Source organism: Microbulbifer maximicatervae (SeqCode) (assembly GCF_052467615.1).
Genome location: NZ_CP174319.1, coordinates 2356684 through 2371141 on the forward strand (window position 1 = coordinate 2356684; position 14458 = coordinate 2371141).

Sequence of the window (14458 nt, forward strand, 5' to 3'; positions counted from 1 at the left end):
ATTTCCGGACACCCATCAAAGAAGTATATTTAAATGTCAAATTCATTGACATAATGTAGGGACTTCCACAAAGTACTGGATACAAAAACAGCCACCTCACCTAATTCCATGACCCTATCTCGATGCTCACAGATATCTATTGATGCAATACCCTACTATCCCTGCGTCTCTCGCTGTTTACATAGGGCATTTCTTTGCCGAAAAGATGTTCAGCTTGGGAAAAACTATGAGTATCGACGTCACTGGATTGAGGTCGGAATGTAAAAAATGCCATTTTCGCCCTTGATATTGCAGCCTATGTAGTAATGAGTAATCATTACCATATCGTACTCTATATTGACTCAAATACAGCCAAAGCTTGGTCCGATACTAAAGTCATTCATCTCTGGCAGCGAGTTTTTTAGTACATCAATACTGGCTCAACGCTGTGATCAAGGTCACCCCCTTGATCACAGTGAAATGGAAAAGCTCAACGAGCTTATCGCTCTAACGAACCTATTGCTCGCCAGGCCAATGCAGAAGAGAAGTGTACAGGTCGCTTTTCCGAGGGGTGCTTTAAGTCCCAAGCTTCGACGGATGAGAGAGCCCTTGCCGCCTACATGACCTACGTCGATCTCAATCCTATCCGAGCCAAAATGGCAAAACCCCGAAAGATTCCAGTCACACTTCCATTCTACAGTGTATTCATGTTGCAACCACAGGTGAGCAGCCCAAAGACCTACTGCCATTTGAAGGAGGTGAACATGCGTAAGGGGTTACCCTTTCAATTGGAGCACTACCTGGAACTAGCGGGCTGGAGCGGTCGATATTTAGATCCCAGAAAGTGCGGCTCCATTAATGAGAACGCCCCCCATACTCGAACACTTGGGTATACAACCAAAACACTGGTTGTATCTCAGTCGTAATTTTGAATACCACTATAATCGCCTGGTTAGATCAGCAGAGACCGTACGACAAGCTTGCATCAAGCTCGGGAAACACTGGGTACACGGTATCAGTAATTGCCAACGCTACCTTTCGGCAACACCCAGCTAATTCTGACTCTCTCCAACTGCCTTCATTCCTCTCAAATTTCTCCTAAACCCTAATTTTCACATCCGAAGCATAATGCTTACCCCTTTCACTACGCCTTAGTACCAATTTATAAAAAACCAGTCGCCAAGGGGGTACCTGCGCCTCAGCTCTCCCCCCCCCTTATTTATGGGTGTCCTGAACCACCTCACCGCGATAGGTAAGTTAACGAGTACTGGACGAAAGATATTCTATTCATATACGGGGGTATAAGACAGTGAAGGAACTTTAATTGCTACCGGCCAATTGACTATGCGCTATCCTGGTGGCGGTAAAGCATTGGATGGTGAACTAATAGAAGGCGACTCAGTAAAGGAGGTTGAACAAAGAAATGTCTATCTTTGACCTACTACAGCTGAGCCGCCCACAATAACTTTGAATATGGCCTTGGAAAAATACCATAGGGGCCTACTCAACAGTTTATACATATAATTTGAAATAAGCTCGATGCAGGCAATCACACGTATTATCTCACCTATAACAGTTGAGCCAGCCACTTTTAGCAATACCCGTGGGACATAACTTTTATATCAAAAAATTCTATAAAGATTGTAAGAAATCTAACAGATCAGTCCGCTCAGAAATACTCATTGACTGAAACTTTTCCCGGCTATCCAAAGCCTCTCCAGCATGCCACAAAATAGCTTCCTCGACGGTTCGCGCCCGCCCATCATGTAATAAGTTACTGTGCCCATTTACTGCCTTTGACATACCCAACCCCCATAATGGCGGAGTTCTCCATTCCTGATTGAAATCGGCAGACTCACTCAAAGAATCAGCCAACCCCTCCCCCATATTATGAAGCAGTAAGTCAGTATAAGGGTATATGGTATTCCCCCTAAGCTCAGCAAGAGGATGGCTATGATCAGTACTCATTTCCGGTCGATGACAGGAGTCACATCCAGCTTCATAAAACAGCTTCTCTCCTGAGAGCACAGAATCTCTGGAAACGCTGCCTGGATTGCGGGGCGGCGCTCCTAAGGCTTGAAGGTAAACAACCAGGTCTCGCAGATGCTCTTCCGAAAGCTCAGCTGAATGCTCACTATATTGCCAACAGTTTATCTGCTCATACCCACAATCCGCGCTTCCTCCATTAGTAGTGACCCCAATATCACTATTAAGTGCATCACGCGTAAAACTGGTTAGACTGGCATGGCTGGCCTTCCAACCAAACCGTGCGACATATGGAAGTTCACCAGTTGGCTCTTTTACCAGTGCAGCGCGCCCAGAAATTCCATTTTCATCAGAATCATTAGGATCATGCCATTCTAATATTTCAGACTCAGGCACTGCCTCAAGCAACCCGAGCCCCAGTATTGGTTGAGGCATCCGTGGGGAAAAGTACACTATATCGCTCCCTTTGCCATCGAGCTTATTAATACTGTATACAGGCTTCCTTAACGTGTACTCGGTACCATCATCATAGTGGTTCACAACCTCTTCATAAGTAACTACCACCTGCCCTTCCACTTCTATCTTTTCGTCGGAAGAAACAGTTTGTAATAGATGGCCAAAGTAGTGATGAGGTAATGCTTGGCCCTGGACATTAAGTCCCCCAGACCCCAGTTTCATGACCATCGTCTCGGAAAAATAGCCGTTCTCTGGAGCCTGTCCACGTCCATTATTGATGTGACAAGCAAAGCACGAATGCTGTACTTTAAGATCAGTGGCTAATTCTGTTAGTTCTGCAAACCTCGGATTTCCTTCTTCCTCATGATCACCAGACTTAAAATCGGTATGGAACAACCTTCTGCCCCGCAAAAATATATTGTGGGTATCCCAATGAATATTCGATGCCTCTTGCATATTTGCTGTCCAGTCAGCAATACCACTCTCGACGATGTAACTATCGTATATGCCTGTCCCGTCTAAAATTGGATAGGTAACTTCGGTAGCGTCGTCTGACCCACCACTTGTCCATGCACCGTCGGCTCCAGCATAGTAAGTCAAAGTCTTATCTGATAAGTTTTCCGAAATAATCTCAGAAGCTGGTACAGAATCCCCCGCTATTATCGGGACAGCTGTCGCGTTACCTCCAGCTCGTATACTTTCATCAATATCGCTATCATTAACAAGATAGATACCAGGTTCACCCAACTGGATACGATAAGTATTTGTGTAGTAAATAGCTTGGCCTTCTACATTTTCATCCCCATTGTCTTTTCCCAAAAATTGCTGAAATTCAAATTCCATCCACTCGCCAACTTCCAGAACACCGTCATCTCCATCGTGCGCATCAAAAGTAATTAAACATACCCATATTTGCCCTTTCCCATCCTCATCAGCCTCAACTAAAGGATCCACCTCAAACCTAGCGTTATTATTAAAATCTGCTCGATACACATTGGAATATGCCGATCGGCACTCTGGTGAGCGGTAGTGGGCATACTCAGGGGAGTAATAGATTTCAATTAAACTTTCACCTTTTGGGGTGTGATCATGAATCTCAAGACCAAAAGTTCTATGTTCAAAATAGAATGTTGGGAAAGTATAAAATGATCCCTCAGACTCATGGCGTGATCTAGCTCTACCACTGGCGAATGTCACTAGGGTTCCATCCTCTTTTATATACCAATTTTGAGCTTCACCAGCAGGATAAGTTTCATCGAAAAGAGGCATGTAACTTAGCAGGCTATCTGTGGGGGTGGAATCCATTGCCTTATCAAATAACATGAGCTCCCAAATGGTGTAATGCGAGCTACCCTCACTTAACTCATCACCTTGAATTCGCAGATAACGGTAACTACCGGATAGTTTATGGCTATCAATTCGTGAACCGTACTGCCCATCGTCAGCAGTGACAAGCGTTTCCCACTCATTGCCATCATTTGAAGCCTGAATTTTGTAGCTAGCAGCATTATCTTCACCCCAGTCTATGATTGCCTTCGTCAGCTCAGTTGGTTCTCCAATATCCAGTAGTAAATAAGCCGTATCGCCCCCAGCCTCCCAAGCTGTACTTCTCAGACCATCAATAGCAAAATTACCTTCCCCTAAAGAAGACAAGATTGAGGCGTCCAAGGCAATATTACGCCCTACATTGCTCGGAGTTTCCTCTACGGAGTCGTAAACAGGTTCGCCATATACTTGAAACTCATAGATAGAATAGCCCCAGAAATTTCCATTACTACGAGTCAATCCATTAAGCCGTATATAACGAAATTTTCCGGATACTTGAAGAATGTCAGTTCTATCTCCAAACTCTCCATCAGAATACTCTGCTAACAGCTCCCATCCCTGCCCATCATTTGAACCTTCAAGATTATATGTATTTGCATTTGCAGCCTCCCAATAGAGCACCACCTCCTCCAATTCAGAGGTGGTGCCTAAATCAATAGTAAAAGTACTGGGATCTGTTTGATGTGAACTTTCCCAACGTGTACCCATGTCATTATCAACAGCCAAAGATGCCGACTGCACCTCTGTACTTGCAGTAACACTCTTCTCTTCAGAAAGTAATTCAGCAATCGCATTTGAACAAAAAACGGATAATAAAGTTAGGACACAACTTGCACAAACTATATTTCTCATCAGGGCACCTATTTTCAATAGATATAGGAAGATCCCCCATAATGCGAGAGCCTCACCATCCCTGTAAGAAGTATATGCTCCTTCAATTAGCCCCACCGATATGGTGAAGTCTTCCAGCTTATAATTATTTCATTGGTTAGAAGTGAATAGCTAGATATCAGGGATTAGAAAAATAGAGACTCTTGTAACTACAACCCTTAACGTAATAACAATCCTATTAACCAGCGCCACCCAAAACCTCAATTAAATTGTAATTTATATCCAATTATTATCATTATCTATTCGATCAACAGGTAGGGATCAGCGTTAAACCGGACCAAAAATAGAATACTACGTCAACAATGAGATCTGCCTCACACCCTAGTACCCTCTAACTTTTACGATACTTAACCATACGATCTAAACTCCAACCAAGATGAAAAGATTTTTCTTGCGCCAACAATGGCAGATCAGCCTCAATAAAACGCTTATATAATATTTGCACTCCCAAGATATGATTGAGCATCGCATCCAATTGAACCTTTTTTGATCGATGTAGGGTCGGTATCTTATACTCTTGAATTAAAGTATCTATTTCCGAATATCGCAGCAATCCAGCTAAATTAACCTCCTTTGGGCTGAGAAATTTCTCAATAACTCGCTGCACCCAAGTCCAAGCTCCGGTAACGGTCTCTACCGGAGGAGCCATGAATGCAAATTTTTGCTTTTTATATAGAACATCCGGAAGAACTCCCTTCATCGCTTCGCGAAGAACATACTTTTCTGTAGTTCCGCTAATCCTGACCGATGGTGGGATTTGTATAGCAAACGCAGCCAGGTGATGATCGAGAAAGGCCGGACGAGTTTCAATGGAGTGCGCCATATCTACTCGATCACTTACCCAGCCCAATATCTGGGTCTCAAACATAGTTTTAATCCAAACATACTGAGCAACATCCAGCGGATGTCTATCTTCGAGTTGTGATAAATCTAGCGTATCAACAATTGCCTTCCCGGCATCATAACCAGATATTTCTTTACGCCACTCTTTGTTAAGCAATTTTTCTGCTTGATGATGACAGCTTAACCAAGATTGCAAGCATGTAGGGGTGAATCCTAAAGTCCGTTCCATCCCCTCTGATCGATAACTATCAATTGGCAGCATAGCTCCCTTAAATAAGCTATTGCTCCTTTCTAGATGTTGCTGCCAGGTTCTTCGTTTATTCAACTCAGCTTCAGATGTGCCATACAAGTAAAAATCTTTTTTAAATGCAGGATACCCAGAAAATAGCTCATCTGCCCCCTCCCCAGTAATTGCAACCTTGTAGCCATTAGACTTAACAGCTTTACTGAGCAAAAATTTAGCTACTGATAATGTATTGTAAAATGTCCTTTCGGTATGCCAGATGGTTTCTGAATAATTTTCATATATTTCTTCATCAGTTACCTTTACTATGAATTGGCTGACACCAATCTCACTCGCGGCTTCCTTTGCGATATGAGACTCATCGTAATCCGGATTTTCAAACGCTATCGTGAAGGCGGTGAGATCCTGCTGCGAAAGCGACTGCCCTACTCCAAGCAAGCTACCCGAATCAACACCACCTGAAAGATAATAGGTTACTGGGACATCAGCTTGAAGCCTCAAAGACACGGAGTCTATAATTTGTTCCCGCAAACCCTCAATATAATACTCATCAGACTTGTCACGAGCATACTCATCTGAAATCAAAAAATCGATATCCCAATATTTATGTTGAGTAACAACCAGTTCAGTGTTGTCTCGCTTAACTTTTGTAATGCACCCAGGTTCAACCTGGAAAACCCCTTCAAAAGCGGTTGTTCCAGGAATCGATACCTGAATAAGCTGGTGATACACTCCATGCGCTGTTAGTCTTCTTTGGACATCAGGGTGGGCAAACAAACTTTTAATTTCAGAACCAAATGCTAAACCTTTTTTGATTCTTGCCCAATAAAGTGGCTTCACTCCAAACCGATCTCTAACCAAATAGAGGCAGTCCTCCATTTGATCGTAAACGGCAAATGCAAATTCTCCTCGAAGATGCTTAATAGCCCGAACAAGACCTAACTCCGCAATAAGATGCAAGATAATTTCGGAATCACTTTTACTTAAAAAATAAACTCCAGAGGCCCTCAGTCTGGCTCTTATTCGCTGATAATCATAGATTTCACCATTATGAACCAAATAGTAACGACCATCTTCTGACACATAGGGCTGAGAAGCGCGCTCATCACTCAGGTCATTGATCGATAAGCGCACATGACTCATCCCAAATCCTAGACCTGGAGGGTTTGTAAAACCTACACCATCCGGGCCACGGTGGAACTGGATAGCAGCCATATTTAGAAGGAGTTGACCATCGACAGGCATTGTACGCGCACTATGAAGAATCCCAGCTATTCCGCACATAGACGATACCTTTTATTGGGGTCATTTCGAAACTGGAGAGGCTAGGTAATATCTACGATCTCACTAGGGCAGCCACAAATAGCCATTGCCAAGGCCATTCTGACGTACACACCACCTTTTGCCTGTATAAAATACCAATTATGGGGCGTATCATCCAGATTACTATCAAGCTCCCCCATTCGGGGTAAAGGATGCAGCACAATAGCTTGTTTTTTCAAAGGAGAATTATTATCTATAAAATATCCAGACCCAAAATCTCTATGCCCCGCTGTTTTTAGGGATATAGCATTCATATAGACCACATCGAGTCGGGGAAGAATATCTCCAATCTTATCCGTTAAACTTATTTTTAAACCTTTTTCCTGAAGCATTGATAATTGCGCTTGCCGAAACGGTTCTTGTTCCTCCTCATCACAAAGCACAAAAACCTCTGAGAAAAACTCAGGAAAACAGCTCATGAGTATCAAGAGGCTTCTCGCCGCTCGCATTCGAACTGGCGCTCCAATTAAGCCAATGGAGAGTTTTCGACTTTTTCCTGACAGAATGGAAGGGTTCCACTTAAGAAGTGCATATAGATCGATAAGGGATTGCGTGGGGTGCTCATCTATCCCGTTACCAGCATTGATGATTGGTATACTTAAATTATTAGACATAATTTTCACTGAATCTTCAGAAGAATCCCTCAAAACTACACAATCACCATAATTACTTACCATCTCTGCAACATCTCTTAAGCTCTCTCCGACACCAATACGTGTTGTCCCTTTATCTGTAATTGAAACAGTACTCCCTCCAAGTCGCAGCCAGGCGCTTTCAAAAGATAGCCTCGTCCTGGTGCTCGACTCAAAGAATGCGCTGATTAAGATTTTATTGTTTAAATGACATGAGAATTTTCTGTTATCCAGCTCACAGCGAGCAGCAAGTCTGAGTAACTGCAATATCCCATCTCTATTAAGCTGACTGCTCGATATAAGACTTTTACCAGTCAGGGACTCTAAGTATCTACCCTGCTCCGGGATAGCCTCTACCAGAGCTTTTGCCATCAAATTTGTATCTTTGTCGAACGGAGCGCTAGTCATCATAACCAAAACCTAAATAGAATTTGACGGGACAATTATCGCTTGAACAATCTGTGTGCAGATAAAGCACTTACAATACGGTTACTTAAATTCATATATCTAGTGCCACCATCAAACTAAGAAGCTTCAACCAATTTTATTGAACCTTGTTCCAATACGGTGTTCTTTCTAGCATTTCCTGCTGAATATCTTCTGGAAGAAGTTGAAATGGTGGAATTCCCTGCTGTATCTGCCATCCACCTCCGAGCGATAGATACACCTGCACCAGGTTCGCTGCCACGGCGCCTCGCGCTATCGCCAAAATATCCTGCTGCTGAACATCTGATATCAGCGTAGTTATCACAGTATCAAATTCCACTTGACCATTAGTATATTGAGACAGGGAAATATCGACAGATCGCTGGGAGGCCTGGGCAGCCACCTCATAGTGAACTAATTGCCTTTGAGATTTTATATAAGCGACAATAGCGTTCTCCACATCAGCTTGCGCTAACAGAACTACTTGCTGATAGTCAGACACCAACTGCTGGAAAATCGCATCCTGTAGCCTGACATTGCTCCGAAGTCTTCCGTAGTTAAAGAGATTCCAATCAAATTCAATAAAAAGATCCCAGGCACTACTGCTGCCATTAAGTTGGCCGCCATTGATATCGATAGCCCCTATCTCCCCACCGATACTAAAATTTGGATAGAGTTCCGCCCTCGCAACGCCTATTAACTCACCTTGAGCTGCCAGCCGTCGCTCTGCTGCACGAATATCGGGTCGCTGCCTTAATAGATCCTGGGGCATACCAACAGTAACGACTTTGGGAATCATAGGTATGGATGAGGGAAAAGAGACTATGTACCTCAAACTATTAGGAGGTATTCCCAGAAGGACTGCCAGGGCATTTTCAAACTGCTGTAAGCTTATCTCCAGTCCCGGCACGCTGGCTTCTGTGTTACTGAGCAAAGCCTGCGCTTGCTCCGCATCCAGTGCACTGACCTCTCCTGCACGAAATTTGACTCTCGCGATCCTTAAACCCTCACGTTGTACGCGAATGTTTTCCCTGGCAACTTCTAGCCTGCGTTTCGTTGTGCGAATATTGATATAGGTTTGCGCCACTTGGGCAATAATAGAAACCAGCACACCATCATAGTCAGCTATGCTGGCTTCAAAATCTGCTGCGGCCGAATTAACCAGCCTTCTTAACTGCCCCCAGGTATCTAACTCCCAAGTTAAGTTAAAGTTCGGGTAGTATTCAGTCTGCAGATTACCGGTGATACCCGATCGAACATACTTTGAACGATCAATAAGCCCTTCAAGCTGTTGCGTTTGCGGGTATTGGTTGCCGATTGCAATTGCAAGCTGTTGCTGGGCCTGAAGAGCTCTAAGGGCTGCTGAGCGCAGCTCCAGATTATTCTCAATAGCCAGTGAAACTAATTCGTCCAGCGTTACATCTGAAAATGCCCACTGCCACCACAATGGGTTAACGGCTTCCAAGGTATCCAGTTTTGAGCTGGTTTGATAGATCCACTCATTTTCGACCTCTACCGGCGGAGGGCGATAATCAGGCCCCAGCATACAGCTACTACTGAAGCTGAGCAGCAACGTCAACAGGCACCCTTGTAGGCACCGTATTAACCCTTTCCTAAAACTATTGGGATTGCACCGGTTCATCTTGCTCGGTGCCCGCAGAATTACTCATTACTAGCACTGAGCTGGTAAATCCAACACGAAGCTTTACAGATTCGGGAACTTCTGTCAGATGAATCCTAACGGGAATACGCTGTGCAAGGCGAATCCAATCAAATGTGGGATCTACCATTGGCAATAAGTCATTACCCGCAGTTCCATCTTTGCGAGCAATCCCCCAGCCAATACTTTCAACATACCCTTCCAGCTCTAGATGAGGGTAAGCCATCAGCTTCATGAAAGCTTTGTCCCCCGGAGCAATTCGACGAACAAAAGTTTCACGAAAGAAACCATCAATGCGAAAAGTGCTTATATCAACTACCGAGAGTGCGGGTTGATTGGCGACGGCCTGATCACCGTAACGAAAATCAATATTCGTTACATAACCAGAAACCGGAGCAACAACCGTTGTATACTCCAGATTTAGCCGCGCCTGCTCTAGCAGCGCATAAGCCGCACGAACGCCCGGGTTATCGGCTCCAAGCGCACCCAGCTGTGCTCTAACCTGCTCCAGCTCCGCTTGCGACTGCTCCAACGTAGCCATAGATTCCACCAAGCTGGCTTCTGCACCCGCTCGATACTCAATTGTAGATTCATACTCAGCCTGAGCTGCTTGCAATGCCCTTACTGATGTCGCTCTCTGGGGTAGCAGTTCTCTCTGCCGATCATATTCAGCTTTGGTTCTTGCAATTTCCGCATCAAGCGCGCCAATATTACTTTTTGCCAGATCAATATTTGCTATGGATTCCCTAATCCTGGCCTCATAAGCGAGAACATTCTTGTTTTGCGCTCGGTATGTATCGAGAGCTTCCTCGTACTCTGCCTTGGCCTCTTCCAAGGCTGCTTCATATATTCTCGGATCAATCTGAAACAGTAGTTCCCCTGCTTTAATAAACTGATTATTCTTAATAGGCAACTCAACTACCTGTCCAGTTACCCTGGGAGTCACTTGAATAATATCCGCCTGCACCTTTCCATCCCTGGTCCAGGGATTATTGAGATACCTCCAAAACTGGACAATAAGTAACAGCAGTGCTACAAGCACTATTGTTCCAGTAAAAATATATTTTCTATACCTAGCCACTACTATATTCCCAAGAATATCCTTCCTATAAAAATTGAATAAATTACACTGAGGGAGATAATAACAACCGGTGGATTGGCAAAATATCGGGATAAACGATACCGATCCAAAAGCCTAGCGGTTAACAAGGCCGCAACAACACCAAACAAAGCTATCACCAATATTGGTGATAGATAGAAACTGCCTATTGATATATCGTGCGGTACTCTTTCCATTTAAAACCCTACAGACATTAAAGACACCTTTCCTCACAGAAAGCCTTCCAATCCACAGATTCTGAAACGCGACGAAACTCTACCAGATAGTTATTGATGCAGTGGGTAACACCCAAGAAATAAAGAAAGTTTGTTACACCCTCTCTGGATTTTTCACTACACTCCCTCAGCTCCATCAACTCACCGACATCAATATTTGCCCTTTCAAATATCCTCCTATAACCTCTTCGCAGGGATTCAATATCAACCTTTTGGTTTCCACCAGAAAAATAGATAAGTATTTTGCTTGCAAGCCGCCTCCATATGAATGCCTCGCGAAGTAATCTTTTAGGAGCCACAAAATTGATTTTCTTTTTATCTATCTTATATAACAGCTTAACCTGGTTGGATATCAACATAGCCAAACCTATAAGGCTTTGCATCTGGCTTCTGGTCATACCCCGCATTTTTTTATCAGAAATACCCTCCACCCAATAGAACACTCTCTTCCTTGAGATCATAATAATATTCAGGTGGTACAATATATATAACCGGAAAAACAATGATCTCCTCTTCTTTTTCGGAATATCACCCTCCACCACCAGCCATGCGGCACTATTGAGAATTCTATCAATACTTCTCTTCAGGTTTATTTCTGGGTGGGCAGTGAAGGGGATATTTCTTGAAACGGCCAAAATACAAAAAATTATTGCCAACACAAATAGATAATTTGTATAAACCACAAAACTATACTCTTGAGAATTATTAAAATTAAAAATAATCTGGGGAAAGATAAGAACCAGGGTTCGTATCATCGACTGGGGTCCAAAGACCTTATTTGAGGAAAAGCTTACTACAAACGTCCATACAAAGATCACGACAGCCAACGAATAAAATCCATGCAATTTCGGCATTAAAAAGAAATATATAGGTGCCGATAATATGCACACTAAAATCGTGAAAACACAGGTTTCAAACAATTGAATTTTGGGGGTCATTGAGGCGAGAATACCTATTACTGTTATCAGTAATATAACCAGCAATCCACCAATCATGTCAGGGATAAAAAGATATGCCAGATAAGCGATCCACATTCCCATCTGAACACGGACAATATTAGTCAACCTGTCTGGGTCGGGCATCAAAGCTCCAAGCCACCCTATACCGTCACTACTTACCTGTCTCGAATAGGAGTCACCCCGGGTTTGTATATCATTTACTGAATCAATCAGAGATCGGGTTTCTACCTCCAAGTCATTTAAGGATTTTCTAGTAACGGCTAAAGCAGCGGTTTCAAAGGTTGACAGCCTCTTTACCTCTTCAATATTTCCTCGAACCACTCTTCCATTGGCACTATCTGCTGGTCTTTCCCCTGAAAGCGCTGCCTCCACTTGCGCGAGGCGCCCCTCAATGTCAGGCATATATTCCTCTACACCAATAAGGAATTTTGATATACCCAGATCACCTGAGAGTGCTAAGCTTTCTTCCAACTTCAAGAGGGATTGCGTGACGGCTGTCGCAGATTGACCAAAGTGACCCCACTGCTTTCGACATTCCCACACCTCATAACTATCTGAGCTCGCATCGCCAATGGCTGTTTGTAAGCGCGTATCAAGCTCTAAAAGAGCAACACGCTTTTTACGCCTAATCTTTATTTTCTCGCCACTTCTAACCCGAGAAAAACAATTATCCACAAATCGACGATGTTCTCTCAATAAATCCAGAGATGCTCTTCTTAACTCACCACGACTACAGTTAGGCCAGATCAAAACGGCTACCAATCCGTAGACAATTATTCCGAGCAGGGACTCCTGAATACGTAAAACCCCAGCCTTGTAGGAGATAGAGAAGTCGCCACCAGTCACATCCCACAACAAAAAGATGACATACCCACTTGTAAGCCAAAAATACTGATAGTTTGATCTCTGTAAAAAATAAACGCAGATAGATACCCAGATTGATAGGGCGATCATAAACAACCAGCGATCCTGTGGAAATAACGCGACGATTATCCAGCCAGCCAGCAAGGCAAATAGTGTCCCTAAAATCCACAAAATGGCTCGATTAAGAGACTGCCCCAGATTCGCCTGACTGCAGACAATAACAGCAAATCCACCCCAAAAAGGCTTTTCCCAATTCAGACCCAAGGCAATGGCATAAACGATCACTAAAGCTGTTGCTAGCTTAATCGACTCTTTAACATTACGAGACAACTGCAAAGCTTTCTCCGACCACTTCTACATACTATTAATTCGTCATTTTGATCTACGGCGCAGCAATATATATTCACCCCGAATATATACTGGATAACCAAAAAGAAGTATGGCATACCAAGAGCTAAAGAAATTCACTATCGGCGAGCTTATCTAAAGCGGCCCCAACTCTTAGAATCAATCCAAATAATATGAAATATAAAAGCTGACAAACAATAAAAATAAACGCCTAAACCACCCAAATATGCAGGTACATCCTTATAGATTTTTCCTTTCTGCAAGCCTAAAGATCAAGATTATGACTAACTGAGCCACACCCCAAATACACTACTTATAAATCTTTAAGGCATGAAGGGAACGAAGTATTTGCTGTATTGCCAGACCAAATATTGGTCCCAGAACTACAATCTGAAGCCTCATTGTCATCTAAAAGGTCATCAAAACCACTGCCTGCTACTGTATTTCCACTAACTACATTGTCCATATTCTGAATGACATATGGACCTCCTATCGCTATGCCCCAAATTTCATTATTCTGGACATTATTACTGGCAATAACACAAAAAGAAGCACCTACAGTCACACCATCAATTATTCTTGCTCCCAGGCTTATAGCAACAGCATTACCTTCTAAATAATTATTCCCAATATAAGAAAAGAAACCAAAGCCACCTATTCCATTTTCAAAAAAACCAGAGACACTATTTCCAATTGCAACATTAGCAACCCCTTCCAGCACAATACCCGATGCCTTAACATTAGTGGTATTTGACAAGGTATTCTGTCGGATAAGGTTACTATCACTTTCTGCAAAAACGCCTGCGCCACTGGATTCCTCGACGGTTACACTGAATACTTTATGTAGGCCACTCCCCGCCAACTCCAATCCAGTTTCACAATTACTAACAACTCCACCCGTCACAACTCCTGAAGTTCCCAACATAAGTACCCCAACCCCATCGGTAGTGCATTCAATTGCGCCCTCACCAGACATTACAAGACTACCGTCAGGGCCTTCAACCGTAATTGCTGGATCTTCGCTGCAAGAAAGCTCAAAAGTAAGAGTCTGCGCGTCAGTAATAGTATCGCCACATTCAACATCTGCAATGCAGACTGAAGAAAAGTATAGAGTTGACATCACCACCCCAGGAGCAAGGAGTGTTTTTGGAGAGAAGGACATTTATGGAACCTCAGCAAGTAGAGT

9 protein-coding genes are annotated in these 14458 nt (G+C 43.4%); 1 reads left to right on the forward strand and 8 read right to left on the reverse strand.

What is annotated here, in order from left to right; genetic code table 11:
- Nucleotides 1–743: 743 nt before the first annotated feature.
- Nucleotides 744–905, forward strand: a complete 162-nt coding sequence (locus ACJJIM_RS10520) for a hypothetical protein (RefSeq protein ID WP_413662248.1) — start codon at nt 744–746, stop codon at nt 903–905.
- A 706-nt stretch (nt 906–1611) separates the two neighbouring features.
- Here the strand turns inward: ACJJIM_RS10520 and ACJJIM_RS10525 are convergent.
- From ACJJIM_RS10525 to ACJJIM_RS10560, 8 genes are all read right to left on the reverse strand, one after another.
- Nucleotides 1612–4599: a di-heme oxidoredictase family protein gene (locus ACJJIM_RS10525; RefSeq protein WP_444913242.1), complete on the reverse strand. Its 2988-nt coding sequence runs from the start codon at nt 4597–4599 to the stop codon at nt 1612–1614.
- A gap of 370 nt (nt 4600–4969) precedes the next feature.
- The gene (gene asnB / locus ACJJIM_RS10530) at nt 4970–7009 is read right to left on the reverse strand and encodes an asparagine synthase (glutamine-hydrolyzing) (protein WP_413662250.1); all 2040 of its coding nucleotides are present in this window, start codon (nt 7007–7009) and stop codon (nt 4970–4972) included.
- Between the two features lie 41 nt (nt 7010–7050).
- Nucleotides 7051–8091 carry an aspartate/ornithine carbamoyltransferase family protein gene (locus tag ACJJIM_RS10535; RefSeq protein ID WP_413662251.1) on the reverse strand — a complete coding sequence of 347 codons (1041 nt, stop codon included), beginning with the start codon at nt 8089–8091 and terminating at the stop codon, nt 7051–7053.
- 133 nt (nt 8092–8224) lie between these two features.
- Complete coding sequence (locus tag ACJJIM_RS10540) at nt 8225–9652, reverse strand: efflux transporter outer membrane subunit (RefSeq protein ID WP_444913243.1); 1428 nt, start codon at nt 9650–9652, stop codon at nt 8225–8227.
- 73 nt (nt 9653–9725) lie between these two features.
- The gene (locus tag ACJJIM_RS10545) at nt 9726–10808 is read right to left on the reverse strand and encodes an HlyD family secretion protein (protein WP_413662253.1); all 1083 of its coding nucleotides are present in this window, start codon (nt 10806–10808) and stop codon (nt 9726–9728) included.
- A 41-nt stretch (nt 10809–10849) separates the two neighbouring features.
- Nucleotides 10850–11062, reverse strand: a complete 213-nt coding sequence (locus ACJJIM_RS10550) for a DUF1656 domain-containing protein (protein ID WP_353057030.1) — start codon at nt 11060–11062, stop codon at nt 10850–10852.
- 17 nt (nt 11063–11079) lie between these two features.
- Complete coding sequence (locus ACJJIM_RS10555; protein WP_413662254.1) at nt 11080–13260, reverse strand: FUSC family protein; 2181 nt, start codon at nt 13258–13260, stop codon at nt 11080–11082.
- Between the two features lie 325 nt (nt 13261–13585).
- The gene (locus ACJJIM_RS10560; protein ID WP_444913244.1) at nt 13586–14434 is read right to left on the reverse strand and encodes a NosD domain-containing protein; all 849 of its coding nucleotides are present in this window, start codon (nt 14432–14434) and stop codon (nt 13586–13588) included.
- Nucleotides 14435–14458: the final 24 nt, after the last annotated feature.

Excerpts from the sequence above, each read along its gene's own strand:
- ACJJIM_RS10520 (WP_413662248.1), top strand. The coding sequence starts at position 744 with ATGCGTAAGGGGTTACCCTTTCAATTGGAGCACTACCTGGAACTAGCG.
- ACJJIM_RS10525 (WP_444913242.1), bottom strand. The coding sequence starts at position 4,599 with ATGAGAAATATAGTTTGTGCAAGTTGTGTCCTAACTTTATTATCCGTT.
- asnB (WP_413662250.1), bottom strand. The coding sequence starts at position 7,009 with ATGTGCGGAATAGCTGGGATTCTTCATAGTGCGCGTACAATGCCTGTC.
- ACJJIM_RS10535 (WP_413662251.1), bottom strand. The coding sequence starts at position 8,091 with ATGATGACTAGCGCTCCGTTCGACAAAGATACAAATTTGATGGCAAAA.
- ACJJIM_RS10540 (WP_444913243.1), bottom strand. The coding sequence starts at position 9,652 with ATGCTGGGGCCTGATTATCGCCCTCCGCCGGTAGAGGTCGAAAATGAG.
- ACJJIM_RS10550 (WP_353057030.1), bottom strand. The coding sequence starts at position 11,062 with ATGGAAAGAGTACCGCACGATATATCAATAGGCAGTTTCTATCTATCA.
- ACJJIM_RS10560 (WP_444913244.1), bottom strand. The coding sequence starts at position 14,434 with ATGTCCTTCTCTCCAAAAACACTCCTTGCTCCTGGGGTGGTGATGTCA.